Genomic DNA, 26,893 nt, shown 5'->3' with positions numbered 1-26,893 from the left:
AAGCCTCCAGATTAGAGCATAGGTGTTTCAGCTGGTGGAGTAGTTGCATCACTTTCTACTACACGAACTTTTGCATCATTGCTGAGACGCACCTGGCCAGATGTTACGACCATGTCGCCTGGCTTAACGCCTTCTAAGATATGAGCTATATCTCTTACTCGCTCACCCACTTTAATTACTTGCTGTTTGACTCGCTTTTCACCGTCTTTTTCAGAAATGATATACACATTGTCACCGTAAAGCGTGAAGGTAATGGCGGTTTGTGGAAGCGTCACCTGATTTTTTATGGTGGGCAATATAATATTTGCTCGGGCAAACATACCGCTGCGCAGTTTTCCATCGCTGTTTGGGATATCGGCTTGAACTTGGATTAAACCGCTTTGTACACTAACAGCAGGTTCGATAGCAGTAATCGAGCCTTGGAATGAAGTTTCTGGATAAGAATCAACAAAAATATCGACTTGTTGGCCTAAGCTGATGCGTGAAATATCAGTCTGCGGGACAGTAAAACGCAGGCGCATTACGCTAGTATCTTCTAAGCGCACAATATCAGTACCAATTTGCAGATATTGTCCTAAGTAGACATTACGTATACCAACAACACCAGCAAAAGGCGCTTTAATTTCACGTCTATCAATAGTTGCTTTTAAGCTGTCGATATCAGACTTGAGCGAGAAGTAGCTCGCTTCTGCATCATCAAGAGTTTCTTTCGACACAGAGCCTTTTTTGTAAAGACCTTGGTAGCGCTTATATTTTGCTTGTGCGGCGGGTAATTTTGCTTGGGCACTTTTGAGATCGGCCTTTTCAACCGATGAATCTAGCATGACCAGAGGCTGGCCTTCTTTGACATTGGTGCCTGAATTAAAGGCAATCTTGTCAATTACTCCTGCTGACTGGTTGGCTAAAGTGACACCTTGATTTGGCTCAATAAAGCCAATTGCTTCAATCATAGGAACCCAATCAACAGATTGGACTTCGGTGGCAGTAACAGGGAATTCTGGCTCAGGGCGATTAGCTAGAAATTCTTCTATCTTATGTTGCTTGAAAACATTAAAACCTATCACACTACCAAATAGCAGTATTGCAATAAGAAGCATATAAAAAGTCCACTTTTTCATTCTAACTAGAACTCCAAATTAGTGTTTGATAATTGCATCCCAACTGGCCTCAATCGCCGCATTAATGGCTGCTTGATCCAATTGATAATATCCAAGAGCTTGTTTGCGTGCCAAAGTGACACTGACCTCTAGGCTCAGCGCTGCCAACACTGAATTATCTAGTGGTTTAAACAGTCCTTGCTCTCGGCCTTCAGTAAAAAGCTTATCTACCTTGCTAAACATTTCGCGCTCCATTTCCTTTGTTTCATGGTTTCTCATGCAGGGCAAGGAGTCGTATTGAGCACGATTTTTCAAGTTGTCTATATTCGACCTTGAGAGGTCGAATATGTTTAGCCACATAGTTTGAAACTGTTCTTTAAGCGGCATAGAGTTGTCTACGCCACGTTGAACACCTTCGGCATTTCGTTGTATTACCGCTAGTCTCACTTGCAGCAATAAATCTTCCTTGTCTGAGAAGTAGCGGTAAATAGTTCCTGCTGCAACGCCAGCTTCCTTGGCCAATTTATGCATTGAAAAGCCTTGAAAACCTGATTTTGCGATTAGGTCTTCGGCGGCATCTATGATCTGCTGTTTTTTATCTACCATAGGATTAGATCCAGACACTTACATATAGCGGGTGAATGAACATTCATTCATTATAGCTTGAAATGGCATCAGATATGCAACAAACTTTATTATAATTTGTGAAAAAACATTCAATTTATTTTTTTAGAAAGATTTAGCTTCTGTATAGCCTCGACTAACCATAGCAATCTTCTTATTGCACTATTATGATATGGCCTTTGATTTGTATTCCTGAGATGGCCATGAAGCTTAACCCCAATCAAGATGAAGCCGTGAAATATGTAGCGGGCCCTTGCTTAGTCCTTGCGGGAGCAGGCTCGGGTAAAACACGTGTTATTACCAATAAGATTGCCTACCTAGTAAAACAATGTGGTTATAAAACGCGTAATATTGCAGCAGTAACCTTTACTAATAAGGCTGCGCGTGAAATGAAAGAGCGCGTAGGGCAAACGTTAGGTAAAAATGAATCTAAAGGGTTAATGGTCTCCACATTCCATACTTTGGGCTTGAATATCATCAAGCGTGAGTACAAGGCTTTGGGACTCAAATCTGGTTTCTCTTTGTTTGATGACCAAGATCAGCTGGCGCTACTAAAAGAGTTGACAGAAACTGAACTTGATGGTGATAAAGATCTGTTGCGCCAGCTGCTCAGTACAATTTCAAATTGGAAAAATGATCTGTTGACGCCTGAGCATGCAATATCAAAAGCTCAAGGAGAGCAGCAGCAGTTATTTGCCCAATGCTTTTTACTGTATCAAAAACAGATGAAAGCTTATAACGCACTAGATTTTGACGATCTGATTTTGTTACCCGTCTTACTACTAAAAACTAATCCTGAAGTTTGTCAACGTTGGCAAAATCGTATTCGCTACTTATTAGTTGATGAATACCAGGACACCAATACCAGTCAATATGAACTGGTCAAGTTGATTGTCGGTGAGCGCGGACGGCTAACAGTGGTTGGAGATGATGACCAGTCGATTTATTCATGGCGTGGCGCTAAACCACAAAACTTGGTGTTGTTAGGACAAGATTACCCTAAATTGCGCCTTGTTAAACTAGAGCAAAACTATCGTTCAACTAGTCGTATCTTACGTGCAGCGAATATATTGATTGCAAATAACCCACACGTGTATGAGAAATCCTTGTTCTCAGAAATTCCAGATGGTGAAAAACTAAAAGTTTTATTAGCCAAAGATGAAGAACATGAGGCTGAGAGGGTAACGGGAGAAGTTATCGCACACAAATTTCTCAATCGAACTGAGTATCGCGATTATGCGATTCTGTATCGAGGCAATCATCAATCTAGATTGATTGAAAAGTCTCTGATGCAAAACCGCGTGCCTTATAAGCTCTCAGGTGGGACGTCTTTCTTTGCCCGAGCTGAAATTAAAGACGTTATGGCTTATCTTCGTGTGTTGGTGAATCCAGGTGATGATAATGCCTTTTTACGTATAGTAAACACACCCCGTCGAGAAATTGGCCCAGTGACATTAGAGAAGTTGGGCAGCTATGCCAATATGCGAGGTAAAAGCTTATTTGAGTCAAGCTTTGAAATTGGATTAGAGCAGTATTTGTCTGGACGCGGACTGGAAAATTTACGCCGATTTACTCACTGGCTGGTTAAGATTGCTGATCAGTCCGAGAGGGGAGATAAGGTAGAAGCAGTGCGTTCGCTGGTGCGTGATATTAACTATGAAGACTGGTTGTATGAAACCTCCACCAGTGCAAAAGCTGCAGAGATGAGAATGAAAAATGTATCAGATCTGTACTCATGGATAGTTTCTGACTTAGAGGGCGATAATTATGATCAGGAAGAGAAAAGCCTTAAGGAAGTGGTTCAGCGTCTGACACTGCGTGACATGATGGAACGTAGTGAAGAAAATGAAGATACAGATGCAGTACAGTTAATGACCTTGCATGCCTCGAAAGGTCTTGAATTTCCTTATGTGTATTTAATTGGTTCAGAAGAGGGAATTCTACCTCATCAAACCAGCATTGATGAAGACAATATCGAGGAAGAGCGCCGCTTGATGTATGTAGGTATCACTCGTGCTCAGCGTGAGCTGACGTTTACTATGTGTAAAGAACGCAGGCAGTATGGTGAATTAATCAAGCCAACTCAGAGTAGGTTTCTTGATGAACTGCCTTTTGATGATCTTGAGTGGGAAGTAAATAAAAAGCCCCAGACTCAGGAAGAAAGAATGGAGAAAGGCCAAGCACATATTGCTAATATCCGCGCTATGTTCAATAACAAATAGCTCGGTTAGGATGAGCTAAAAGAGCTTAGTCCATCACTAAGCTCTTTTAGCTATTTGGGCTCTATAAACCCGCAATCATATGCTCAATAGCCGCAACAATTTCATCATCAGAGCAGTCCATACAAGTGCCTTTGGCTGGCATAGCATTGAAGCCTTTGATAGCATGATTTTTTAGTACGTCTTTACCCTGAGCAATACGCGGAGCCCAGTCATCAGCGTTGCCCGTTTTAGGGGCGCCGCTTACACCTGAAGAATGACAAGCAATACAAAAAGTGCCATAAACACTAGCGCCATCTCGCGGCCCCGTTGGCTCGGCTTTTACGGGCTCAGAGCCAGCTAAATAGACATTCCCAACAGGTTTGATGCGTTCTGCTATCGCATCGTATTCTTGTTGGCTGATATTTGCTGCAAAAGAGGTGCTTGAAAAAGTAACTGCAGCAACCATAGCGGTTAAGATTTTTCGAGACATATCCATGTAACTCACTTTACATTCCTAACGGTAAGTTCGTGCTCACCTATTTATTAGATTATTAGAGTGTGGTTTGATTTACAGCTTTTTGCCGAGAAATCAATGTAAATATTAGGTGATTATATCCTGATAACTTGTTGCAATAAACAGCAATAGCCCTGCTTGTATGTGGTTATATAACTGGAAATAGGGGTTTATCACATTTTAATTGCCCAAAAAGACATCAAACGATAAAAAAACTTTAAAAAGTACTAGACGACATAGTGTGATATACGTATTATTCCACTCCGCCGATAGGGCATGCGCCCGTAGCTCAGCTGGATAGAGCGTTGGCCTCCGGAGCCAAAGGTCGAAGGTTCGAATCCTTTCGGGCGCGCCATTCCGGACACTTATTTAATAAGTGATAATTGGCATTAAATAATGGTGGCTATAGCTCAGTTGGTAGAGCCCTGGATTGTGATTCCGGTGGTCGCGAGTTCGAATCTCGTTAGCCACCCCATTATTTAGAAAGATAAAAGCTCGGTGAATAGCGCAGCTTGGTAGCGCATCTGGTTTGGGACCAGAGGGTCGGGGGTTCGAATCCCTCTTCACCGACCATCATTTAGTTTATGGCTTCAATTTAAGCGGTAAACATTAAGAATACTGTGGTGGCTATAGCTCAGTTGGTAGAGCCCTGGATTGTGATTCCGGTTGTCGCGAGTTCAAGTCTCGTTAGCCACCCCATTAATTTCTCAGCAAGATTAATGCTGAGATTAGAGAAAGATAGAATAGATTTTTCTCGTTAAACAATTCGGTGAATAGCGCAGCTTGGTAGCGCATCTGGTTTGGGACCAGAGGGTCGGGGGTTCGAATCCCTCTTCACCGACCACATTAGAAAGCCTGCTGCAAAGCAGGCTTTTTTTATCATTTAATTAGTCTTATCCCCAATTATCTCTATAAATCTTATCTATTTTTACACCCTATTCAACTAGGTATAGTGGCTTTCACTCGTCTATTAACCCAATGTCGTATTACACCAAACCTTAGCAGGGTAAATATTGGTGTTATTGTTATTTTTAAGTTTTTGATGCCATAGCCATAATCACCATGTTGCACTTGTGTTACTAGCATTTGGGTATTATTAGCTTAAAGTGGACGTTTTAGTCGTTTGTTTGTTGCTTTTTTGTGAATTTTTTGCAAAATTGATGAGCTTATAAATTGTCAGGATGGCAAACCCAGTTTATTTATAAACTGAAAGGTTCGCTGACTTGAATGGATTCACCTTCAGACAGAGCAGGAAGCTGCCGGAGTATTTGAGGTCTGGTCATGTCACTTTTAGAAGTTAAAAACCTTCGTATTGAATACCCATCGCGTCATGGTGTCCATGCTGCGGTTAAATCATTATCCTTCAATGTTGAGCGTGGGGAGATTGTTGGCGTTGTTGGTGAGTCTGGTGCTGGTAAATCAACAGTTGGCAATGCCGTTATCGACTTACTTAGTCCTCCTGGGCGCATCGCTAGTGGTGATGTTTACTTAGATGGTAAGCTGGTGTCTGGCCTGCCGGAAGAAAAAATGCGACAAGTAAGGGGCTCTAAGATCGGGTTTATTTTTCAAGACCCTATGACTTCTTTAAACCCACTTTTTACTGTAGAGCAACAGCTAACTGAGACAATTCATGCCAATATGGATGTCTCAGAAGACGAGGCTTATCAAAGAGCTTTGTCCTTGATGCAGCAAGTGGGTATTCCTCAACCAGAAAATCGTCTAAAGCAGTACCCTCACCAGTTTTCTGGAGGGATGCGCCAGCGTGTAGTGATTGCTATTGCTTTAGCTGGCGAGCCTGATCTTATCATTGCTGATGAGCCAACAACTGCTTTAGATGTATCGATACAAGATCAAATTCTCAATCTCATCCGTGAATTGTGCGTTAAGAATAACGTCGGTTGTATGTTGGTTACGCACGATATGGGCGTAGTATCGAACGTGACTGATCGAGTGGCTGTTATGTATCGTGGTGATTTGGTTGAGTTTGGTGATACTAACAAAGTACTTGGCGATCCTGATCACTCTTATACTCGAAGTTTGATTTCTGCTGTACCGCGCTCTGATGCCAAACTCGAACGTTTTCCTCTGGTGAGTTACATTGAACAAGCGCACGAGATGGAACCTCTCGATGTCAAAAATCACTGGCTTGGTCAGAGTCAAGACCAGCGTGATTATGCCGGCTCATTACTTACCGTTGAAGATGTCAATCTACGTTTTGTAACCAAAGACTCACTGTTTGAAAATAGGCGCGAGTACGTTCAAGCATCGAACAATGTGAGCTTTGATGTCTTTGAGGGTGAAACCTTTGGCTTGGTTGGAGAATCTGGATCGGGAAAATCGACAATTGCCCGTGTGATTGCAGGATTGTATGAGCCAAATTCAGGGAAAGTCACCTTTGAAGGTATTGATTTAACGGCGCTCAAGTCGGAGAAAGAACGTCGCCCTATACGACGTCAAATGCAGATGGTATTCCAAAACCCTTATACGTCAATGAATCCTCGAATGAAGATCTTTGACATCATTGCTGAGCCGATTCGTTTTCATAAGTTAACCGAGAATGAAAGTCAGACGAGACAGATAGTCTATGATCTGCTTGATCACGTTGGTTTGGGTAAGATGGCAGGCGTTAAGTACCCACACGAGTTTTCTGGCGGACAGCGCCAGCGTATTTCAATTGCTAGAGCTCTCGCTACTCGTCCAAGGCTACTGATTTGTGATGAACCGACTTCCGCGCTTGATGTGTCAGTGCAAGCGCAAATACTGAATTTGCTTAAAGATCTGCAAGATGAACTTAACCTCACGATGTTGTTTATTAGTCACGATTTACCCGTTATTCGCCAGATGTGTGACCGAGTTGGAGTGATGCAAATGGGGACCTTGCTTGAAGTAGCACCGACAGAACAGTTGTTTAATACACCTCAACACGAATACAGCAAACAATTAATTTCCTTAATGCCTGAGTTTAAAGGGTTAAGAGAAGCTATATAGATGGTGAAAGCCTCAGATACGACCTGAACTAGGGTAAATAGATAAAATACAACAATAGGGATTAATCCCGCATAAGGAGTTATGCAATGAAAACCATTAAAAGCAAACTAGCCATGGCTTTAATCACAGCTGGCTTGAGCTTTAGTGCGGCAGCAGCGGATATAACAGTCGGCTATGCTTCAGATCCTGTTTCTCTCGACCCCCATGAGCAGCTATCGGGTGGTACTCTGCAGATGTCTCACATGGTATTTGATCCGTTAGTGCGGTTTACACAGAAGATGGAATTTGAGCCCCGCTTGGCTGAATCATGGGAGCGAGTAGACAATGAAACCATGCGCTTTCATTTACGAAAAGGCGTGAAGTTCCATTCAGGCAATGCGTTTACCGCTGACGATGTGGTATGGACTTTTGAACGCCTGAAAGAGTCTGCTGATTTTAAAGGAATTTTCGCCCCGCTTGTCGCGCTCAATAAAGTGGATGATTATACCGTTGAAATTAAAACGGATGGTACTTACCCCCTGATTGAAAATGTTGCGACTTATATTTTTCCAATGGATAGTAAGTTTTACACTGGTAAAACAAAGGATGGTAAAGACAAGTCTGAGATGGTTAAGCATGGTAATTCTTATGCCTCTACTCATGTCTCTGGGACTGGCCCTTTTACTATCACGTCTCGTGAGCAAGGTGTTAAAGTCAATTTTGAGCGGTTTGATGGCTATTGGGATAAAGGCTCAAAGGGTAATGTTGATAAGCTGACGCTTGTGCCAATCAAAGAAGATGCAACTCGTGTCGCTGCGTTGCTTTCTGGTGATGTCGATATGATTGCGCCTGTTGCGCCTAATGACTACAAACGAATTAAAAGTGCAGATGGTGTTGATCTCTATACTATGCCAGGTACTCGCGTTATTACCTTTCAGATGAACCAAAACAGCAACCCGGTACTTAAAGACCCTCGTGTTCGCCAAGCTATTGTTTATGCGATTAATAATGAAGGCATAGTGAAAAAAATTATGAAAGGAGCGGCGACACCCGCTGCTCAGCAAAGTCCTGTAGGTTATGCAGGTTATAATGATGGTCTTAAGCCTCGTTATGATCTTAAAAAAGCCAAAGCGTTAATGAAACAAGCAGGCTATGAAAAAGGCTTCTCGTTGACGATGATGGCGCCGAATAATCGTTATGTGAACGATGATAAAATCGCGCAAGCTGCTGCTGCAATGCTGTCAAAAATTGGCATTAAGGTAGATCTTAAAACCATGCCGAAAGCTCAATACTGGCCTGAGTTTGATAAATGTTCCGCTGATATGCTAATGATTGGTTGGCATCCTGATACTGAAGACTCTGCTAACTTCACTGAATTCTTAGCCATGTCACGCAATAGTGAAACGGGTAAAGGACAATATAACTGCGGCCACTATGGTAATGCAGAGGTTGATAAGTTAGTCAATCAATCAAATACTGAAACCGACTTAGGTAAACGTAGTGAGATGCTTAAACAAGTGGAAGCGACGTTATATGATGAAGCAGCCTTTGTTCCCCTGCATTGGGAGGACCCTTCTTGGGCGGCGAAAAGCAATGTTAAGGTTGGTCCAATCGTAAATGGTATGAACTTCCCTTATTTTGGTGATTTGGTGGTTAACTAGCCAGCTATGACGCTTAACCAAGTGCTTGTTCTCGCAAGTGCTTGATTACTTAGGGTGCTGCCTTTGTTTCAGTCAAGGTCAGCACCTTTTTGAATACTCTACTTGCAGGGCCGAGTGGGACTGCAGACTGAAATCTATGGAAAGCAAAGGGGCAGGGAATGTTTTCGTTTCTGGTCAAGCGCCTGTTTCAGGCACTGATAGTGATGTTTGTGATCAGTTTAGTGGCGTTTGCCATTCAGGATAATCTGGGTGACCCGCTGCGTGAGCTTGTGGGGCAATCGGTTTCAGAAGCAGAGCGTCAAGCTCTTCGTGATGAGCTCGGCCTCAACGATCCTTTCATAACAAAATACACTCGCTTTGTTGGCTCTGCACTTCAGGGTGATTTAGGCACATCCTATTTCTTTAAGCGCCCAGCTGTTGATGTCATTTTAGATAAATTAGTGGCGACGCTAGAATTAGTGTTTGGAGCGACAATCATTATTATTGCCTGCTCGATTCCTTTAGGGGTTTATTCAGCAATTCATCCTAAAAGTATCTTTACTAAAGTGATTATGGCTTTTAGTAGTATAGGTATTTCGATTCCAGTATTTTTAACCGCTATTATGCTGATGTATGTTTTTTCAATTGAGCTTGGCTGGTTGCCTTCCTTTGGGCGGGGTGAAACGGTAAATTTGTTAGGCTGGGAGTCTGGTTATTTTACCCTCGATGGTTTGGCGCATCTTGTGTTGCCTTGTATATCACTTGCATCAATCATGTTGCCTCTCTTTATTCGCCTAGTACGATCTGAAATGCTTGAAGTACTGAGCTCAGAGTATATTAAGTTTGCTAAGGCGAAAGGTTTAGCTCTAAATAAGATTTATTATCAGCACGCTTTAAAAAATACTATGTTACCTGTATTGACTGTCGGTGGGGTACAAATTGGCACTATGGTGGCATATACGATCCTCACTGAAACAGTATTTCAGTGGCCTGGTACTGGATTTCTTTTTTTAGAAGCAATAAACCGCGTCGATACTCCACTTATTACGGCCTATGTTATTTTTGTTGGTTTGATATTTGTGGTGACAAATACTATTGTCGACATGCTATATGGGGTTATTAATCCAACCGTGAATTTAACTGGAAAAGGAGCATAATCATGAGCCAGACCACAACTGCTCCTTCTCTATGGAATCGTTTTAAACAATCGGATTTCTTGTACTACTTCAAGCGCGATAAAGTAGCAATGGCAAGTTTTACCGTGTTCATGCTATTTTTGATGATGGCTATCGCTGCTCCTATATTGTCACCGACTGACCCGTATGATTTGATATCGATTGATATTATGGATTCAGAGTTACCACCTTCTTGGATGGAAGAGGGTGATGAACGTTTTGTGCTGGGTACGGATGAGCAAGGGCGAGATATTTTGTCCACGATTTTGTATGGCTCACGCTTGTCGTTAACCATTGGCTTTTTAGCTGTCGGCTTACAGCTGGTGCTAGGAATAATCATCGGTCTTTCTGCGGGGTATTTTGGTGGCCGTATCGACAGCTTATTAATGCGCTTTGCAGATATACAGCTATCATTTTCTACCATGATGGTGGCCATCATAGTATCTGCCATCTTTAAAGCCAGTTTTGGAAGTGATTTTTACAGCCAATATGCGGTGATAATGTTGGTGGTCATTATTGGTGTGGCCGAATGGCCACAATATGCTCGAACTATTCGTGCTTCTGTTTTGGCTGAAAAGAAAAAGGAGTATGTTGAAGCTGCTAGAGTTATGGGCTTTAAAGCTCCGCGGATTATGTTTCGACATATTCTGCCTAATTGCTTATCGCCTATCTTGGTGATCTCGACGGTACAAGTAGCAAATGCCATTATGTCAGAAGCCGCGTTATCTTTTCTTGGGCTTGGTTTGCCAGTCGATCAACCATCATTAGGCGCTCTGATCAGCATAGGGTTTAACTATATCTTCTCTGGTGCATGGTGGATTACAGCTTTCCCTGGTGTGGTATTAATCAGTCTTGTGCTTGTCATCAATTTGCTAGGTGACTGGCTACGTGATGTATTCAACCCTAAAATATATAAAGGGTGAGATAAGTCTAAGATTTAATTATATAATCTTCACTAAACTAAGAGCCGTAGTTAGTTACGGCTCTTTTTTTGCATTAAGTTTTAATAATGACGAGTCGTCAATAATGTCATCAAGTTATTAAATAACAAATTTCAGGTTTAAATGAGGATATTAGAATGGCTGTAAAATCCAAACGTTCTGTGGTTGTGCTCATGAGCCTTATCACCTTGGGTTTATCTTTATCAATTGAGAGGGCTTACGCTAAAGAGTTTTTGTGTGATGCGACCCAAGCCTCAAATGGTAACCTCCCTTTATTGGATAGCAGTTGTCCGATTGGTACAGGGATGTGGGGTAAACATAACTCTCAAGTTAGAGCATCTTATTTTTGGATTCAGTGTGGTGTATATACTGAACCACTAGCATTGAGCGAAGCAAAGAAAATCTACCCTTATATCGATTCTGATGTTTGGGCTAAATCTGAAGGTAATGTGTATCGATGCCTGATAGGACCATATAAAGACTTTGCAAAGGCTAAGCATGACTTAGCCCAGGTGAAACAACTTCCTGATTATGAGGAAGCCTTTATTAGGCAGATATTAAATGATGGCCCGAAGAAAAACACTATGTCCCAACCTGCCGCAATCACATCGAAAAAACAGTCAACAGTTGTACCTAATCTGTCCTCTGGAACCTCAAAAAATTCTCAAGAATTGAATGATTTGGGTGATGGTGTGTCCATTCGTCATAAAATTATCATTAATGGTGTTGAATATACGGTTCCATATTCACTACTTAGCAATGACCAATTTTATATGGAACATGATCTACCCTGGAATCGAATGAGTTACGATATGGCGTATAATACTTGTGACCAGATGGGGATGCGACTTGCCAGTCACAATGAATGGCAATCTTTACTGAATGCTAAAATAATGATGCGTGATAAATGGCCCATGCATCTGCCTTATTGGGGAGAAGAAAGAGCTGGGCTTTTTTATACGGGTAAAGTGAAGCCTCTCAAAGAGTCTTCACTACTGAATATCATGTGTGTGAAGTAGTGGGATAAGAAGGTGAGTGGATTGATTATTGATCATTATTCTTCTGCCTTTTTCTCTGCTTCTTTGAGAAGGTCGAGGTATTTATTTTCGACGAATTCTTTTTCTTTAGTGACATGATGTAGCTGCTGTTGGATAGCTTCGAGTTCCTCATTGGATGCTCCCGCTCCACCTTCTGGTTTTTCACTGATCTTCTTCTTATAATTTTCAATAATATTAAGTAATTGTTGCCGTTCTTGGTGATACTCTTGCTCTATTTTATTGAAGCCACCAGTTTCACTGATTTGCATGTATTCTTTCTCAAGCTGTTCAAATTGTTTTTCGAGCTGCTCTTTTTCTTGTCGTAGGCTATCCACTGTATCCGATTGTTTCTCCAGCTTGCCTTTTGCTTTTCTAAGTCCTTCCATACTCCTATCAAGGTCTCCTTTGAGTTTACGGATAAGCTGATGAGACTTTGATAGTTGCTGATTAAGATCATCAATGGATTCTTGTTCATCGGCGGTTAGGCCACCTTCTCCTGCAGCTCTAATTTGTGAGACCTGAGCTTCGAGCGCTTTTTGAATAATAATTAGATCATTAAGAGTGTCGTTGTTTATTGTGGTATAACTAAGAGCACTCTCGACTGATTCTTGACAAAGTTCGTAGGTTTGACTGTCTATTTCTGAGTTAGAACTAGACTCAGGGCCATGAACCACATCGCGTGCGAACTGACGAAATTCTCTTATCATCAGCAATAGAATAACAAACCACACCAGTAGGATTAATAAACCAACGTCAATTGCAAGAGCGAATAAACTCTCTGTTGTGATTAGAGGTGTCGTGAGAAGTGCTGCTAAATCCATGAACTCATTCTATGTTTTTAAATATCTATAGAATGTAAGTTTAGCTGTCGTCAGAAATTGTGCCTATAATTTAAAACAACCACCCAGCTAGAGTAGAATACAGTTTGTGAAAATTCTGATTGTCGATGACAGTAAAGCGACGTTAGAGATAGTCCGGCGTGCATTGGAAAAGTTTGGCTATCGTCGTTTATCAATACAGAAAGAGGATAGTGCCGTTGGAGCGCTGAATAGAGTAAAAGAGTGGCAACCAGAGATTGTTCTCACTGATTGGCATATGCCTGATATGACAGGGCTTACTCTAATTCAAGAGATCAAAAAGCTCAATTTAGGTACTAAAATGGGAATGATCACCACGGTTGATGATCAGCTTCAGATAAACCAAGCTAAATCTGCCGGTGCGAGCTTTGTTTTATCAAAACCTTTTGTTGATAAAGATTTGCATCGTAAACTGTTGCCTTTGGTACAGGGAGCAGAAGAAAGTGAGCGCACACTTGAAAATATTGGTGATGTGCAGAAGGAGCTGGCTTTACCTAAGTTAGCTCAGCTCGAGAAACTGATGAAACGTGAAGTCAGTGACCGACTTAAGCTAAGTAACATCCGTAAGCAATCATTTGACGAGAGTAAAATCCCATGTTTACTTGCTATGTATGAAGATGGTGATACACAGAGAACCCGAGCGGTGGCTATTTTGGATATCTACGCTATTTGCATTGTATCTCGTGCTAACTCAAAAATTAGTAAAGACGATCTTTCACAGGCGATTCACAGTAAATTGGTGAGTAAAGATATTTTAGATATCTGCCATAAAGTGCTTGATAAGTCTTCGTTGGCGTTTCTTGACAGTGCTTCACGAAAAAGCCTTCGCCTTAAAAGTGTCAGCTTTATCCCCTCGGCTTTTGATAAACTTCAAGCTTTATATAGTAAGGAAAAAGATAAAAGAGTGGATTTCTCCTGCCAACTAGAGGATATGGCTCAGGGGAAAATAACCTTAATTGGATTTTAGTTTTGATAGAGATATACCTAAAGGTAATCGGACATCAAGATATAGCTATCATTTATTTTTTCTAGCCCCTGATTTGTTTTCGCTCGCATTCACAATGCCCTCTTCGCCAGCACGAGGGTTCTTTATATCCTATTTATTCTTTGTTGAATATTCTTGATTCTAGATTTGAAAATATCAATTAACTCTAGCTATGGTTTGATTCCCTAGCTTAATTAAAAATTTAAGAGCCAGTAGGTTCAGGCCAATTAGCTGTCTCGATTCTATCTATTATAGGCTCAGCTAGTTATATTAAGTGAGTTATTTAGAGTATCAGGAGTATGCTCTCGAAGTACTTGTTCAATAGTATCAACATTAACTGGTTTGGAAATAAAGCCATTCATACCCGCGTCAAAACAACGCTGCTTATCTTCCTCTTGTACATTAGCGGTTACTGCTATGATTGGGACTTGTCGCCCCCAGTTAGAGCTCTCTCTAATACGCATCGTTGCCGTTAGGCCATCCATTACAGGCATATGACAATCCATAAATATTATTTGGTAGTGATGTTGTTTGAATAGCTCCAGAGCAATTTGTCCGTTTTCTGCTACGTCACATTCAAAGTTGAGCCGTTTTAATAGCTGCCTCATGACAACTTGGTTGACTGAGTTATCTTCAACGACTAGCACTTGGGCATTTGATGTCGCTGTTTTAGGCTTTGCGTTGGCATCTGACTTAGCTACCACTACAACCCTTTTTTGTTTGTCTTGCTCACTTTGTGACGTCACAACCTTGAGGCTATTAGATTGAGAGAGGAGAGGAAGCTGGACGGTAAAACGGCTACCGAGACCGACTTCACTAGATACTTGTATTTCCCCTCCCATAAGCTCAACCAGTTCCTTAGAAATAGCAAGCCCCAGCCCCGTACCACCATACTCTCGAGTAGTACTACCATCGGCTTGATGAAATTTATCGAAGATCATGTCTAGTTTTTCTGAATCGATACCAATACCGGTATCACTTACCGCTATTTTTAGCTTTGATGATTGATAGCTGACATTGATTCTGACGAATCCAATTTGAGTAAATTTAATAGCATTACTCACTAGGTTATTAATAATTTGTTTTACGTGTATAGGATCTCCGATGACCACTGTTGGCACATTCGGCTCAGCTTCGAACATTATTTGTAAGTGCTTACTGCTTGCTCTGACTTCATTAATTTTATAAATGTCATTTATCAGCCGATGAATGTCGAAAGGAATCGCCTCAAGTTCAATTCGGCCAGCTTCGATTTTTGAAATATCGAGAATGTCGTTAATTATGGCTAACATGTCTTCAGATGATTGTTGAATCATACGTAGGTAGTTCAATTGGGGCTCATTGAGATCTAAGTCTTCCATGAGTGCTGAAATACCAATAATACCATTCATTGGGGTGCGAATTTCATGGCTCATATTGGCTAAAAATTCACTTTTACGGCGATTGGCGGTCTCGGCGTCTTCTTTGGCTTTTTTTAGTTCTGCATAGTAGGCATCTAAGCGAGAGTTGGAATCATTAAAATTCTCGACTAAGTGAGAAATCTCATCTCTAAACATGCGAGGGTATAGTGTAACATTCTGAAGTGAATGATCTTTTTTTACACTCGAGACAGCTTCCGCTATTATACTGATAGGTTTGACAATAACAATCCAGATGAAACTCAACAGTGCGACTAATAATAAGACAATGCGAACGATTTCTGCCGTTAAAATATGAAAAAACTGCAGCCAAAGGTCGCTATATACTGATGTCAGGTCAGACTGAATGACCAGTCTACCTAGGGAGTAACTCTTGTTACCAAGCTCGTAATTGAGTGGCCAAGTGACAGTAATGGCTTCATGGGCTTTTTGGCCCTTTTCAATGATGGACTCACTGTTGCTATAGAGGTGGACATAATCGACTTTGGGTAAGCTGATTAAACCTTCTAATTGAGCGTTAAGTAGAGTTCTATCTTCCACCCATAGGCTAGTTTGAATACTTGTGAGTTGGCTGGTTTTTAGGTTGTCAAGAGTTAGGTTCAGGTTGTCAATGTCTCGCTGCAATTGTTGGTATAGATTGTAGCTTGTGCCCGCTAATGCGAGTAGCACGCTAAAAAATGCTACCGCTACAACGAGTTGCTTGCTAATGCTTAGGTATTGATGTTCTTTATTCAAAATATGCAACTACACTCTTAAATGATGTTCGATAAAATAAATATAGTTTTAATTATTCAATAATAAAATGGAGATCAAAAATGAACTGGAAATTCCATCTATTGTCAGCTGCTTTATTGGTGCTGAACACGTCTTTTGCCAGCGCCAACAAGGTTGATTACTACGTTATTGCCGAGCAAGCCAGACCATTTCAGATTGAAACCAAAGGTGCAGACCATTCTGGCATAGTGACGGACATCGTTAAAGAAGTCTTCAAAGGTAGTGAGCACCAGCTTGATTATCATACTTACCCGTTTAATCGTATGATTTCTCTTCTTTCTTCTCAAGACCAAGGGAATTGGATTACCTACGGTAGCCCGAATTGGGGTAAAGTGCAGTCGGAAAATTTATCTGAAGAGCCTATTTATACTGTTAGGCACAATCTATTATTTAGCAGTAAAAAACCCATGAATTACACTCAAGTTTCTGATTTGAAAGGTAAGGTTGTCGTATTGCTAATGGGTTTCGATTACCCTGAACTTCAGCCTTATTTTGCTAGTGGTGAAATGCAGGAGATGCGAGTTAAAAATTATCAGTCGGCGTTTAGGATTGTTGACCGCCACCCTGGAGATATGGTGTTTGTTGAGATGGGCTCAAGGATTACGTACAACCAAAATCAGCTTAACCTCGATAAGAAGCTTTATTCTCAGCACGGTTTCAATGATGTAATGCCTGATTACTCTGTTTATTTAGCCCTGTCACCAAGTATGGATAAAGAGGTGCAAGACTATATTAATCAACGCTTAAAAGTATTGAAAAAACAAGGGAAAATAGACGAAATCATCAAGCAATACATCTAATTTTAGTACGGTATACCATCCGTATATCTGAAATTTTGGTATAGCTTATGGCGGGAATGGTTGCCCATTCCCGCCATAAAAACAATCATTTATTGCTTAATAAATTTTTGGTCAAACAGGTGGCCGAGTTTTTTTGCTTTGGTCTCTAAATAGAATTGATTGTCGATATTACACCCTTCTTGAAGAGCAACGCGCTCTTGTATTTGAATGTTTGCTTGCTCTAGTGCTTTGACTTTACGAGGGTTATTAGTCATTAGGCGTACTTTGTCTATTCCTAAATAGCTGAGAATACCGCGACAGAAGCGATAGTCTCGCATATCCGCAGAAAAGCCTAGCTGCTCATTTGCTTCCACAGTATCAGCCCCTTCATCTTGTAAGTGATAAGCCTTAATTTTATTCAATAAACCAATACCTCGTCCTTCTTGACGCAAATAGAGTAAAACACCAGCCCCCTCTTGGACTATGTTTTGTAATGCCCTATCGAGTTGAAATCCACAATCACAACGAGTACTAAAAAGTGCATCGCCAGTTAAACACTCAGAATGAAGGCGAATTAATGGCGCATCGACAACAGAGATATCACCATAAACTAGAGCTAAATGCTCTTTGCCAGTCTTATTTTCTATAAAACCATGCATCTGGTAAGTCCCCCATTTAGTCGGCAGCTTGGCTTTATCAACGAATTGAATGAGATTGTAGGGTTCTGTGTGCTTGAGCTTCTCTCTTACCGCCATAAGAATTTTGCCAAGTTGGTTCTCACCTTGACCGTTACCGCCATCCCCCCAAAAGCTATCTTTATGCGAGTGCTCGCTTATATCTACATCACCTGTTTCAAGTAATTGGAATGCTAATATTGGATTTTGGTTAAACTTTTCTTCGACGATAAAGCGCATGACATCTAATCGAATGTTATTCCAGTCTTCTCTGACGCATTTGCAGTATTGGCGGCTTAGTGAGAAGGCGATATCAGGTGTAGCGCAATTTTGAATTGTCTCTATGATTGTTTTGTCTGTGAATTTTTGTGCTTGATAGTAATGTTCATTAGTTTTCCATATGTTGCCATTGAGATTAATCGGTGCACTGAAAAAGTTAGATAGAAATCCGTAGGCATCACTAGGTTCGTAAAAATGAATGTTTCTATTCATAGAAACTCCTGACGTTAAGAGTGTCTTGTTTCATACAAGATCGTAGTTGAATTATAGATAGCTGTGTAACTCTGTGCCAATCGATAGGGACTGTTGGGTTAGAGAAAGATAATATTCACACAATTAATAGGTATATTTATATCTGTTGCCAAATATAATGTCGATGATAAATAGGCTAGATTAAGAAAAAATAATCAAATTTAACAAAATATTAGCATTATTTTATAGTACTCGAATCCTTTCGGGTTTCTCTCCCGTGATAGCAATAGATGCTCTAAAGGATAAGCTTCGGTGGTCCTCAACAATTCTAACAATGAAGATCAAAGTTGGTAGGATTCTGGTCGAATATAAGTAATTATCACTTTATAAAAGGAAATATATGTTTGTAGTACAAGTTGAACAGGGTCTAGAGCTGGCATTAGTTGAAGCGAACTTCGCTGCTTGCTACCTAGATATTGTTTCGAAGCAGAGAGAGTATTTAAGCCAATGGTTATCTTGGCCTATCCATGCTGAAAACGAATCGTTTTTCCTAAACTTTATCAAGCGTGCCCTACATGATTATGCTGATGGCAAGTCTCTAGTATGTGCCATGTTTTATCAACGTAAGCTGGTCGGTAATATCAGCTTTAATTCCATAGACAAAGATCTTGCTAGGGTAGAGATAGGTTATTGGCTAAGCCAAGACTATCAAGGAAAGGGCATTGTAACCAAATCAGTGTCTAGAATGATTGAGCTTGCGTTTCACAATTATGACATGCAAAAAATCCAAATCTCAGCGGCGACCGACAACCAGCCAAGCCGGAATGTTTGCTTACGACTCGGATTTACATTAGAAGGTGTCTTGACAAGAGCGGAAAATGTCAATGGTCGTATCCTTGATCATGCCGTGTACGGGTTAAGTCGAGATGCTTGGAAAACGCGCCAAGGGGTAGCGAAATAGAAAGGCCAGATATCAATCTGGCCTCGTTTTATTTTGATAAAAAGTCTACGTTTGTCAGTTAATGATTATTATAAATCGCTGACGTTATCAAAAACAAACAGGCTTTTACGCTTACTTTTGTACCAATTTTTATTTTTTCCCTTTGCTTTTAGCCCAATTTAGGATGTCAGGGTATCCATTTGCTAGGTCGACGCGTTCTTTAGGGTGATGCCAATTACTTGGCATGTTCATCGCCCAAGGTAAATTATCTTTGATTGGCGGCTCATTGCTGTTGCCCATTTGCATGCTATCAGCTGATAGCTGGCTTTGCTGTCGTAGGTACCATCCGTATAAAAACGCCCCAACTTGCGTCGAAGTGGTTTAGTGAGCATAGTCGCAGCTTGCGCCACACTTGGCGCTTTTCGTAGCAGTGTTTCCTTACTTTCCACTCAGCTTCAGGCCAAGCTCGTCGATAATCTTCCCTTTAGATGGCCGCTGATTCTCCACTTTTATCGTACGGACTCGTAGAGTGAGACTGAAAATCATCTTGAGCGCCAGGAAGGTGGAGATAGTCTGAGCGGTGTAAAGCTGACTAAAGCCCCATCGTCCGTGATGGTCGTGGTGGCACTAGTTTCCATGGCCTCGGCATCAACCAAGAAGGTGATAGAGCCACGGATAATAAGAGAATTATTGTATTGATTCCAGTGGCTATTCAGTGAAACGATTTGCCCAATAATAAGTGCTTGAAGGGAATTGTAGTGTTTAGTGATAATCAGGTCAGCGTGCCCTCAGTTAGTATTATTCAGGCTGCCTTGATTTGGGAAACAACGCGAGGGTGAGGTCTAGTCTTTGTAGATAACAATGTGCTAGCAAAGCTGAGTAGGTTGTTGATGATCCGGAAACATTGCAACTTTGTCTAAAAAACATACAATAAATGTATCTTATAGATACATTGGCATATTTATCAACTTGAAATATATAGAAAAAATTATTCTCCTTGCTAGTGTGCTGAGTGATCCTGTACTGCCTTCCACTGAGTTCCCTCGGCTTTTTATTGGTGCTAAAGGGGGCTATCAATGGGCTTCAGATGACACTTATAATCACTCATACCCCAATGGGTCTATTTGGGGGATCTATAGTGGATTGCAGCTTTCTCCTGCTTGGAATTGGGATGTAGGCTATCAATATCATGATGACTTAAAGACGGGTATCACATCGTTCAATGCTAAAACTTGGTTGATTGAAAGTGCCCTACGTTACGATTGGCATCTACAAGACAACCTGAGTCTGTATGGTCGACTTGGTGCTGTTTATTGGGATATGGAAAAAACGCACCTTTCGTCAGGTAAGCTCGATGCGACGGACTTCTCTCCTCTTGGTGAGGTGGGGGTGAGTTATAACCTTACTCCTAGTCTTCGGTTATCAGCAGGCTACCAATATATTGATAGTATAGGCAAATCAAACACAGGAAAATACGATAGCTACGTTGCTTTGATGAGTTTTGCTTATACCTTTGGGCATACAGTTCAATCAGCGCTAGCCGAAGCTGATCCTGTTGTTGAAAATATTTCAGCATCTGGTGAAAAAGCAGTCGATAGTGAGTCATTACCTCAAACATGGATCTTTGCTACAAAAAATATCGTGGGCGGTTTTGATTTTGATGTTATCAAGCTCAGCGATGATTTTGTCCAATCATTAACCTTGGTTGCTTCAGTACTAAACACTTACCCTCAAGCTCAAGTGGTTATTGTAGGGCATACCGATTCAACAGGTTCTGAAGTTTATAACCAAGCTTTATCAGAACGACGTGCTCAATCGGTGGTGAGCCAGCTTATTGATTTAGGAGTGGCTCCGGAGCGGCTTGAGTGGCGGGGTGAAGGTGAATCTCATCCAGTTGTTGATAACACAATAGCGGAGGGAAGAGCTCAAAATCGCAGAGTTGAAGTCACTATCCCTAGTTTTCAGTTTAACTAAATAGAGGTTATTTTATCGTAAACAAAATGAATAAAAGTATCTTTGTATTAATGGCATTGATGCTGTTAGCTGGTTGTAATTCAGAAGGGGCATTCAGTTCGGTACCAGTAGACACAACAGTGACTGAAATTGTGGTGACACCCTCACCTGTTTCTGTGTTAAATGGTAGAACGCAGCAGTTGGTCGCGATGGCAAAATACGATGATGGAAACGAAGAGGATGTGAGTAATTCAGTTACGTGGGAGATAGTTGGAGACCCAACAATCGCAGACGTGTCCTTTTCTGGTTTACTAACTGGTAATGTTAAAGGTGGTACCGAGCTTACAGCCACCAAGGATGGCATCACCAGCAATACAGTAAATGTTACTGTTTGTGACTTAGCAGGCGCATGTATTGATATCTTTGATACAGGTAGTGGGAAATTATTTACCAACTCTCCATCAGTGGCTTACGTAGATAGTATCGGTGGAAGTGCAAACAATGGTACCAATAATGAAAACGGAAGTTTCGGCCCAGCTGGTACTTTCTACCTATTCAACTGGGCTAATGCAAACGCACTGTGTACCACCTATAATGCTCAGAGTATTGAAGGGCGAAATAACTGGCGCCTAGCAACGAGAGATGAGTTAAAAGTGGAGCTGTTCGATGTATACGGCAATATGTTTTCCGCGCGCGGTTGGCCGACCTTCGTCTATTACTGGTCGGTGACACCTAATGGTGTTGACTATTACGCAGTGAGCCTTCTTGATGGTCTCATCGGCAGCAATGGTCCTACTATCACGTTATACGCGTCCTGCGTCTCGGATCCTTAATGTTTAAATTTTAATTTTAATTTTGAAGAGTCAGAGTCACATCCGGCACTTTTTAAGAGCAGGCAAGTGAATATTGAAGATAAATTATCATTGTTTGCAAATAGTCAAAGTGTTGTTGGCAGTCAAAGAGGGTATGTTCGTGTGTTTCTAAGAGTAATCGCTCAATAGGTATCCAAACAGGACCAATGACCGACATTGAAGGTGTTAAGGAAAACGGTCAAAAAGTTGAACGGAAGAGAGGTGCTGTATGGGGGACTTCCTATTGAATCATTAAAAAAGGCCGGAATCGATGTGGGTACTGACTCCGCTGTTTTACTTGAGCAGAGCATCACTCGAATTTACAACCTTGACCATACTAGCCTCCAATGCTTTTGATCTACATTGAGGCTAGTAGGTTATTCAGAGCTTATAAATCTATAGTCTAGCTTTCCATAAAAAGATCTACATGGTAACAAACTCTTCTGAGCCTGTTGGGTGGATGGCGACAACAGAATCAAAGTCTGCTTTGGTCGCGCCCATTTTCATAGCCACGCCAAAGCCTTGTATCATTTCATCAACCGTAAAGCCGATACCATGTAAACCAACGACTTTTTCATTGTCACCAGCACAAATGAGCTTCATCTTACATGGCTGACGATGCTTAGTGACAGCCGTATACATGGCAGTAAAGCCCGATGTGTATACCTTGATATTGTCTTTACCATATTTTTGCTCGGCTTCTTGAGTCGTAAGGCCTATAGTACCAATCGGTGGGTGGCTAAATACTACGGTAGGGACTAAATCATAATCCATCTTAGCGTTAGGCTTGTTATTAAATAGACGCTCTGAAAGCTGTCTGCCTGCCTTGACCGCAACAGGGGTAAGCTCTATGCCTCCTTCCATAATATCGCCAACGCAGTAGATACTCGGAACATTGGTTTGTTGGTATTCATCTACCTTAATGTAACCAGCTTGGTTGGTTTCTACACCTGTTGCCGCAAGGTTAATTGCATCTGTTGCTGGATGGCGACCGATTGCCCAAATCAGAGTATCGACATTGTGTGTTTTACCGTTCTCTAGGTGTAATGTTAGGCTGCCATCGGCTTCTTTAACCACTTCTTTAGGCACAGAATGAGTATGTAGAGTAGGCCCCTCAGCTTGCATGACCTCTACTAAAGTTTCTATGATCATAGGGTCAAAGCTTCGTAGTGGAGACTCTTTACGACAGAAAAGGTGAGTCTCGGTGCCAAGAGCATGCAAGACACCTGCAATCTCTACTGCAATATAGCCAGCACCAATAACAGCAACACGCTTAGGTTGCTCATTTAGCTCGAAGAAACCATTGGAGTCGATGCCATGCTCTGCTCCTTGAATATTAGGGATGGTTGGGCGACCACCAACTGCAATAAGAATGTGATCGGCGGTGTAATGCTCACCATTAACTTCTACGGTTTTTGCATCAACAAACTTTGCAAACCCTTTGATGACTTGGATTTTGTTATTGCCCAGAACGCGATCGTAAGACTGATGGATTCGGCCAATATACGCTTGTCTGTTTTCAACTAGTTTACTCCAGTTGAAGCCTTTAACATTGACATCAAAGCCATAGTCTTCAGCGTAGAGGTTGATTGCTTCAGCGACTTGGGCGCCATGCCACATAACTTTTTTCGGCACGCAGCCAACGTTGACGCATGTACCGCCTAAATCTTGAGCCTCTATAAGTGCAACTTTGGCACCATGCATTGCTGCTCGGTTTGCTGATGCAATGCCACCACTACCACCACCGATACAGATATAATCAAAATGAGTCGCCATTTATTTCTCCAATTATTGCGGGAGAGGTGCTTAGTAAAACTTATGTTCACTGCTTAGTGCCCGCATTTTTTCATTATCTATGATATGGAGGATAGATTGGCTGAACTCAATCTATCCAGTCTAAATTTTCTTCAGCCATGAATGTTGAAGAGAGGTAAACTGCCTAATATTACTCTGGCACAATCCAATTTACCTTGAAGTGACCAGTTACCGGTGCAATGGATTCTTTAAGGAAGGGAAGAATAGCCTGCATTTGACTTTCAAGTTTCCATGGTGGATTAATGACAATCATACCTGATGCTGTCATACCATGTTCGCTAGTGTCCGCTGCTACGCCCAGTTCAATTTGTAGTATCTTACGAATCCCCAAGCCTTCAAGAGCATCTATCATATCTTCAATATCACAACGATTGACTACTGGATACCAGATAGCAAATATACCTGTTGCCCAGCGCTTGTAACTGTGATGAATTGCTTGTACTACGTCGCGATACTCTTTGGCTAACTCATAAGGTGGATCGATGAGTACTAGACCACGACGTTCTTTAGGGGGAAGGCTCGCTTTAAGACGTTTAAAGCCGTCTTCTTTATAGATGCTGACTTGTCGGTCACGAGCAAACTCTTGTTCAAGAAGTGGGTAATCACTTGGGTGAAGTTCGCTTAATACCATGCGATCTTGCTGGCGAAGGTGCGTGCGTGCGACGCATGGTGAGCCTGGGTAATAACGAAGATTTTGGTCGTTATTAAGGACCTTGATTGCGTCGAGATAGCTTTGCAGTTCTTCTGGTATATCGGTTTGCTGCCAGATTCGTGCGATACCATGTTTATATTCCCCTGTTTTTTCCGCCCATTCGTGGGTTAAGTCGTAGCGCCCAACACCAGAATGAGTATCATGGTATACAAAGGGCTTATCTTTTTGCTTGAGGGCATTGAGAATTAGGCTTTGAACGATATGCTTTAGGACATCGGCATGATTGCCAGCGTGAAAACTGTGGCGATAACTTAGCAAAATAACACTCTCTAATGGGTCAAGGTTCGGAATATTTTAATCTTGCTAGTATACGTTACTATTGAAAATTGCTGAACCTACCTATATTTACTATTTTATACCCAGTCAGAGCTCAATATGACAGAGCCGTCAGTCCGCTTTTGCCAATAAAAAAGGAATACTTATGCCTAATCCTCTTCTCAGTTTTACTGATTTGCCACCTTTTTCCCAAATCAAGCCAGAGCATGTTAAACCCGCAGTTGAGCAAGCTATTGTAGATTGCAGAGCAAAAATCGAGCAAGTATTAGCAGGTAATAGTTCTCCAAGTTGGGAGAATATTGTTGAACCAATTGAGGAAGTGGATGATCGCCTAAGCCGTATTTGGTCTCCTGTGAGTCATATGAATTCTGTAGTTAACAGCGATGAGTTACGCGAAGCTTATGAAAGTTGCCTGCCCCTTTTGTCCGAATACGGGACATGGGTCGGTCAGCACAAAGGTTTATTTGATGCTTATAAAGCGATCAAGGCTAGTGCCGAATTTTCTGGGCTTACTCAAGCGCAGAAAAAAACTGTGGTAGATTCTTTGCGCGATTTTGAGTTATCAGGTATTGGGTTGCCTGCTGATGAGCAGCATCGCTATGGCGAGATAAGTAAGCGTATGTCTGAGCTAGGGTCTAAGTTTTCCAACAATGTGCTTGATGCGACTATGGGATGGACAAAGCACGTAGTGGACGAACAAGATCTAGCGGGTATGCCTGAGTCTGCCCTTGCTGCGGCTAAAGCGGCTGCACAAGCTAAAGATTTGGACGGTTATCTACTAACACTAGATATTCCTTCTTACCTACCAGTGATGACCTATTGTGATAATCAGGCTTTGCGTAAAGAGTTGTATGAAGCCTATGCGACGCGCGCTTCAGATCGTGGTCCAAACGCAGGTGAATGGGACAATACAGAAGTTATCAATGAGCAGTTAAAATTGCGCTATGAGATTGCGCGTATGTTGGGTTTTAATACTTTCAGTGAAAAATCTTTGGCGACAAAGATGGCGGAAAATCCTGCTCAGGTCTTGAGTTTTCTTAATGATCTTGCCAATAAAGCTAAACCCCAAGGTGAGCGAGAAGTTGAAGAATTGCGCCAATTTGCCAAAAACGAATACGGTGTAGAAGATTTTGAACTGTGGGATATTACTTATTACAGTGAAAAACAAAAGCAGCATTTGTTCCAGATTTCTGATGAGGAGCTACGTCCTTACTTTCCTGAGCATAGAGCGATCAGTGGTCTCTTTGAAGTCTTAAATCGTGTGTTTGGCATGAAAGTGATAGAGCGCGAAGGGGTCGAAACTTGGCATGAGTCAGTGCGTTTTTTCGACATATTTGATGCGAATGACAAACTGCGCGGCAGTTTTTATCTCGACTTATATGCACGCGAACATAAGCGGGGTGGAGCTTGGATGGATGAGTGTCGTGTCCGTCGTATTAATTCACAACAAGAATTACAATCCCCTGTTGCTTATTTGACTTGTAATTTCAGTCGTCCGGTGGGGGATAAGCCTGCATTATTCACTCACAACGAAGTCGTAACGCTCTTTCATGAATTTGGCCATGGAATTCACCATATGTTGACTCAGGTTGAAACAGGAGCGGTGTCAGGGATTAATGGTGTGCCTTGGGATGCGGTCGAGCTACCAAGTCAGTTTTTAGAAAACTGGTGTTGGGAGCAAGAGGCATTAGCATTTATCTCTGGTCATTATGAAACAGGTGAGCCGTTACCTAAAGAGATGCTCGATAAGATCTTAGCAGCGAAAAACTTCCAATCAGCGATGTTTATTTTGCGTCAATTAGAGTTTGGTCTGTTTGACTTTACGCTTCATACCCAGTTTGATCCAGACGTCGGTCCTAAGGTTCTAGAAACATTGGCTGAGGTGAAAGCTAAGGTCGCTGTTTTACCGAGTTTGGAGTGGAATAGGTTCTCGCACAGTTTTAGCCATATCTTTGCTGGTGGTTATAGTGCGGGGTATTATAGCTATCTATGGGCAGAAGTGCTTTCGTCAGATGCTTTCTCTCGCTTTGAAGAAGAGGGAATATTTAACACTGAAACTGGTCAGAGCTTCCTTAGTAATATTTTAGAGATGGGAGGTAGTGAGGAACCTATGGAGCTATTTAAGCGCTTTCGTGGCCGAGAGCCACAAATTGATGCCTTGCTCCGCCACTCAGGTATTGAAGCGTAGTTTT

The 26,893-nt window shown here is 41.6% G+C and carries 21 protein-coding genes and 5 tRNA genes; 17 read left to right on the top strand and 9 right to left on the bottom strand.

Annotated elements, in window-relative coordinates:
- Positions 1-11: 11 nt before the first annotated feature.
- Together OCV27_RS14445 and OCV27_RS14440 are read right to left on the bottom strand one after the other, a co-directional pair.
- Positions 12-1,118: an efflux RND transporter periplasmic adaptor subunit gene (locus OCV27_RS14445; protein WP_125320123.1), complete on the bottom strand. Its 1,107-nt coding sequence runs from the start codon at positions 1,116-1,118 to the stop codon at positions 12-14.
- 18 nt (positions 1,119-1,136) lie between these two features.
- On the bottom strand, positions 1,137-1,703 hold the full coding sequence (locus tag OCV27_RS14440; RefSeq protein WP_125320124.1) for a TetR/AcrR family transcriptional regulator: 567 nt from the start codon (positions 1,701-1,703) through the stop codon (positions 1,137-1,139).
- Between the two features lie 221 nt (positions 1,704-1,924).
- Here OCV27_RS14440 and rep point away from each other — a divergent pair, with 221 nt between their 5' ends.
- The gene (rep, locus tag OCV27_RS14435) at positions 1,925-3,943 is read left to right on the top strand and encodes a DNA helicase Rep (RefSeq protein WP_125320159.1); all 2,019 of its coding nucleotides are present in this window, start codon (positions 1,925-1,927) and stop codon (positions 3,941-3,943) included.
- A gap of 61 nt (positions 3,944-4,004) precedes the next feature.
- On the opposite strand, the gene OCV27_RS14430 is transcribed toward rep, so the two are convergent.
- Positions 4,005-4,418, bottom strand: coding sequence for a c-type cytochrome (locus OCV27_RS14430; RefSeq protein WP_125320160.1), 414 nt, complete (start codon positions 4,416-4,418; stop codon positions 4,005-4,007).
- Between the two features lie 296 nt (positions 4,419-4,714).
- Between OCV27_RS14430 and OCV27_RS14425 the strand changes: the two genes are divergently transcribed.
- The 10 genes from OCV27_RS14425 to OCV27_RS14380 all read left to right on the top strand — a co-directional run bounded on the left by OCV27_RS14425 (position 4,715) and on the right by OCV27_RS14380 (position 12,178).
- Positions 4,715-4,791, top strand: a tRNA-Arg gene (locus tag OCV27_RS14425).
- Positions 4,792-4,835: 44 nt separating this feature from the next.
- Positions 4,836-4,911, top strand: a tRNA-His gene (locus tag OCV27_RS14420).
- A 21-nt stretch (positions 4,912-4,932) separates the two neighbouring features.
- A tRNA-Pro gene (locus tag OCV27_RS14415) sits at positions 4,933-5,009 on the top strand.
- Positions 5,010-5,059: 50 nt separating this feature from the next.
- Positions 5,060-5,135, top strand: a tRNA-His gene (locus OCV27_RS14410).
- Positions 5,136-5,203: 68 nt separating this feature from the next.
- Positions 5,204-5,280, top strand: a tRNA-Pro gene (locus tag OCV27_RS14405).
- Between the two features lie 437 nt (positions 5,281-5,717).
- Positions 5,718-7,424 carry a dipeptide ABC transporter ATP-binding protein gene (locus OCV27_RS14400; RefSeq protein ID WP_125320125.1) on the top strand — a complete coding sequence of 569 codons (1,707 nt, stop codon included), beginning with the start codon at positions 5,718-5,720 and terminating at the stop codon, positions 7,422-7,424.
- A gap of 86 nt (positions 7,425-7,510) precedes the next feature.
- Complete coding sequence (locus tag OCV27_RS14395) at positions 7,511-9,064, top strand: ABC transporter substrate-binding protein (protein WP_125320126.1); 1,554 nt, start codon at positions 7,511-7,513, stop codon at positions 9,062-9,064.
- A 158-nt stretch (positions 9,065-9,222) separates the two neighbouring features.
- Positions 9,223-10,200, top strand: coding sequence for an ABC transporter permease (locus tag OCV27_RS14390; protein WP_125320127.1), 978 nt, complete (start codon positions 9,223-9,225; stop codon positions 10,198-10,200).
- Positions 10,201-10,202: 2 nt separating this feature from the next.
- Positions 10,203-11,141 carry an ABC transporter permease gene (locus OCV27_RS14385; RefSeq protein ID WP_125320128.1) on the top strand — a complete coding sequence of 313 codons (939 nt, stop codon included), beginning with the start codon at positions 10,203-10,205 and terminating at the stop codon, positions 11,139-11,141.
- A 155-nt stretch (positions 11,142-11,296) separates the two neighbouring features.
- Positions 11,297-12,178, top strand: coding sequence for an SPOR domain-containing protein (locus OCV27_RS14380; protein WP_125320129.1), 882 nt, complete (start codon positions 11,297-11,299; stop codon positions 12,176-12,178).
- Between the two features lie 35 nt (positions 12,179-12,213).
- Here OCV27_RS14380 and OCV27_RS14375 read toward each other — a convergent pair whose 3' ends face one another.
- Positions 12,214-13,017 carry a coiled-coil domain-containing protein gene (locus tag OCV27_RS14375; protein WP_125320130.1) on the bottom strand — a complete coding sequence of 268 codons (804 nt, stop codon included), beginning with the start codon at positions 13,015-13,017 and terminating at the stop codon, positions 12,214-12,216.
- A gap of 106 nt (positions 13,018-13,123) precedes the next feature.
- On the opposite strand from OCV27_RS14375, the gene OCV27_RS14370 reads away from it, so the two are divergent.
- Positions 13,124-14,020 carry a response regulator gene (locus tag OCV27_RS14370; protein ID WP_185759738.1) on the top strand — a complete coding sequence of 299 codons (897 nt, stop codon included), beginning with the start codon at positions 13,124-13,126 and terminating at the stop codon, positions 14,018-14,020.
- 275 nt (positions 14,021-14,295) lie between these two features.
- Here OCV27_RS14370 and OCV27_RS14365 read toward each other — a convergent pair whose 3' ends face one another.
- A complete protein-coding gene (locus tag OCV27_RS14365) occupies positions 14,296-16,191 on the bottom strand; it encodes an ATP-binding protein (protein WP_185759739.1) in 1,896 nt (631 codons plus the stop codon).
- Between the two features lie 80 nt (positions 16,192-16,271).
- Between OCV27_RS14365 and OCV27_RS14360 the strand changes: the two genes are divergently transcribed.
- On the top strand, positions 16,272-17,030 hold the full coding sequence (locus tag OCV27_RS14360; protein WP_125320133.1) for a substrate-binding periplasmic protein: 759 nt from the start codon (positions 16,272-16,274) through the stop codon (positions 17,028-17,030).
- Between the two features lie 89 nt (positions 17,031-17,119).
- Here OCV27_RS14360 and ribA read toward each other — a convergent pair whose 3' ends face one another.
- Positions 17,120-18,175, bottom strand: coding sequence for a GTP cyclohydrolase II (gene ribA / locus OCV27_RS14355; protein ID WP_125320134.1), 1,056 nt, complete (start codon positions 18,173-18,175; stop codon positions 17,120-17,122).
- A gap of 379 nt (positions 18,176-18,554) precedes the next feature.
- Here ribA and OCV27_RS14350 point away from each other — a divergent pair, with 379 nt between their 5' ends.
- Positions 18,555-19,115 carry a GNAT family N-acetyltransferase gene (locus tag OCV27_RS14350; protein WP_125320135.1) on the top strand — a complete coding sequence of 187 codons (561 nt, stop codon included), beginning with the start codon at positions 18,555-18,557 and terminating at the stop codon, positions 19,113-19,115.
- Between the two features lie 129 nt (positions 19,116-19,244).
- Here the strand turns inward: OCV27_RS14350 and OCV27_RS20890 are convergent, their stop codons facing one another.
- Entirely contained in the window at positions 19,245-19,394 is a 150-nt protein-coding gene (locus OCV27_RS20890; RefSeq protein WP_420919471.1) for a DUF4842 domain-containing protein, read from the bottom strand.
- 669 nt (positions 19,395-20,063) lie between these two features.
- Here OCV27_RS20890 and OCV27_RS14335 point away from each other — a divergent pair.
- Together OCV27_RS14335 and OCV27_RS14330 are read left to right on the top strand one after the other, a co-directional pair.
- On the top strand, positions 20,064-21,068 hold the full coding sequence (locus OCV27_RS14335) for an OmpA family protein (protein ID WP_245986674.1): 1,005 nt from the start codon (positions 20,064-20,066) through the stop codon (positions 21,066-21,068).
- A 26-nt stretch (positions 21,069-21,094) separates the two neighbouring features.
- Positions 21,095-21,880 (top strand): Ig-like domain-containing protein, encoded by a 786-nt coding sequence (locus OCV27_RS14330; RefSeq protein WP_125320136.1) that lies wholly within the window; start codon positions 21,095-21,097, stop codon positions 21,878-21,880.
- A gap of 441 nt (positions 21,881-22,321) precedes the next feature.
- Here the strand turns inward: OCV27_RS14330 and gorA are convergent, their stop codons facing one another.
- Positions 22,322-23,674: a glutathione-disulfide reductase gene (gene gorA, locus OCV27_RS14325; RefSeq protein ID WP_125320137.1), complete on the bottom strand. Its 1,353-nt coding sequence runs from the start codon at positions 23,672-23,674 to the stop codon at positions 22,322-22,324.
- Between the two features lie 169 nt (positions 23,675-23,843).
- Positions 23,844-24,683, bottom strand: a complete 840-nt coding sequence (locus OCV27_RS14320) for a 23S rRNA (adenine(2030)-N(6))-methyltransferase RlmJ (protein ID WP_125320138.1) — start codon at positions 24,681-24,683, stop codon at positions 23,844-23,846.
- Positions 24,684-24,846: 163 nt separating this feature from the next.
- Here OCV27_RS14320 and prlC point away from each other — a divergent pair, with 163 nt between their 5' ends.
- Entirely contained in the window at positions 24,847-26,889 is a 2,043-nt protein-coding gene (gene prlC / locus OCV27_RS14315; protein WP_125320139.1) for an oligopeptidase A, read from the top strand.
- Positions 26,890-26,893: the final 4 nt, after the last annotated feature.

Source organism: Vibrio pectenicida, assembly GCA_024347015.1.
Taxonomy (GTDB): Bacteria; Pseudomonadota; Gammaproteobacteria; order Enterobacterales; family Vibrionaceae; genus Vibrio; species Vibrio pectenicida.
The sequence above is the reverse complement of the archived record's forward strand: the minus strand, read 5'-3'. Positions and strand labels throughout refer to the sequence as shown.

What these genes read in the sequence shown, in the direction of transcription:
- gorA (WP_125320137.1), bottom strand. Translation starts at nt 23,674, where the DNA reads ATGGCGACTCATTTTGATTATATCTGTATCGGTGGTGGTAGTGGTGGC.
- OCV27_RS14360 (WP_125320133.1), top strand. Translation starts at nt 16,272, where the DNA reads ATGAACTGGAAATTCCATCTATTGTCAGCTGCTTTATTGGTGCTGAAC.
- OCV27_RS20890 (WP_420919471.1), bottom strand. Translation starts at nt 19,394, where the DNA reads ATGGGCAACAGCAATGAGCCGCCAATCAAAGATAATTTACCTTGGGCG.
- OCV27_RS14375 (WP_125320130.1), bottom strand. Translation starts at nt 13,017, where the DNA reads ATGGATTTAGCAGCACTTCTCACGACACCTCTAATCACAACAGAGAGT.
- ribA (WP_125320134.1), bottom strand. Translation starts at nt 18,175, where the DNA reads ATGAATAGAAACATTCATTTTTACGAACCTAGTGATGCCTACGGATTT.
- OCV27_RS14430 (WP_125320160.1), bottom strand. Translation starts at nt 4,418, where the DNA reads ATGGATATGTCTCGAAAAATCTTAACCGCTATGGTTGCTGCAGTTACT.
- OCV27_RS14445 (WP_125320123.1), bottom strand. Translation starts at nt 1,118, where the DNA reads ATGAAAAAGTGGACTTTTTATATGCTTCTTATTGCAATACTGCTATTT.
- OCV27_RS14395 (WP_125320126.1), top strand. Translation starts at nt 7,511, where the DNA reads ATGAAAACCATTAAAAGCAAACTAGCCATGGCTTTAATCACAGCTGGC.
- OCV27_RS14400 (WP_125320125.1), top strand. Translation starts at nt 5,718, where the DNA reads ATGTCACTTTTAGAAGTTAAAAACCTTCGTATTGAATACCCATCGCGT.
- OCV27_RS14440 (WP_125320124.1), bottom strand. Translation starts at nt 1,703, where the DNA reads ATGGTAGATAAAAAACAGCAGATCATAGATGCCGCCGAAGACCTAATC.
- OCV27_RS14385 (WP_125320128.1), top strand. Translation starts at nt 10,203, where the DNA reads ATGAGCCAGACCACAACTGCTCCTTCTCTATGGAATCGTTTTAAACAA.
- OCV27_RS14390 (WP_125320127.1), top strand. Translation starts at nt 9,223, where the DNA reads ATGTTTTCGTTTCTGGTCAAGCGCCTGTTTCAGGCACTGATAGTGATG.
- rep (WP_125320159.1), top strand. Translation starts at nt 1,925, where the DNA reads ATGAAGCTTAACCCCAATCAAGATGAAGCCGTGAAATATGTAGCGGGC.
- OCV27_RS14380 (WP_125320129.1), top strand. Translation starts at nt 11,297, where the DNA reads ATGGCTGTAAAATCCAAACGTTCTGTGGTTGTGCTCATGAGCCTTATC.
- OCV27_RS14350 (WP_125320135.1), top strand. Translation starts at nt 18,555, where the DNA reads ATGTTTGTAGTACAAGTTGAACAGGGTCTAGAGCTGGCATTAGTTGAA.
- OCV27_RS14330 (WP_125320136.1), top strand. Translation starts at nt 21,095, where the DNA reads ATGAATAAAAGTATCTTTGTATTAATGGCATTGATGCTGTTAGCTGGT.
- prlC (WP_125320139.1), top strand. Translation starts at nt 24,847, where the DNA reads ATGCCTAATCCTCTTCTCAGTTTTACTGATTTGCCACCTTTTTCCCAA.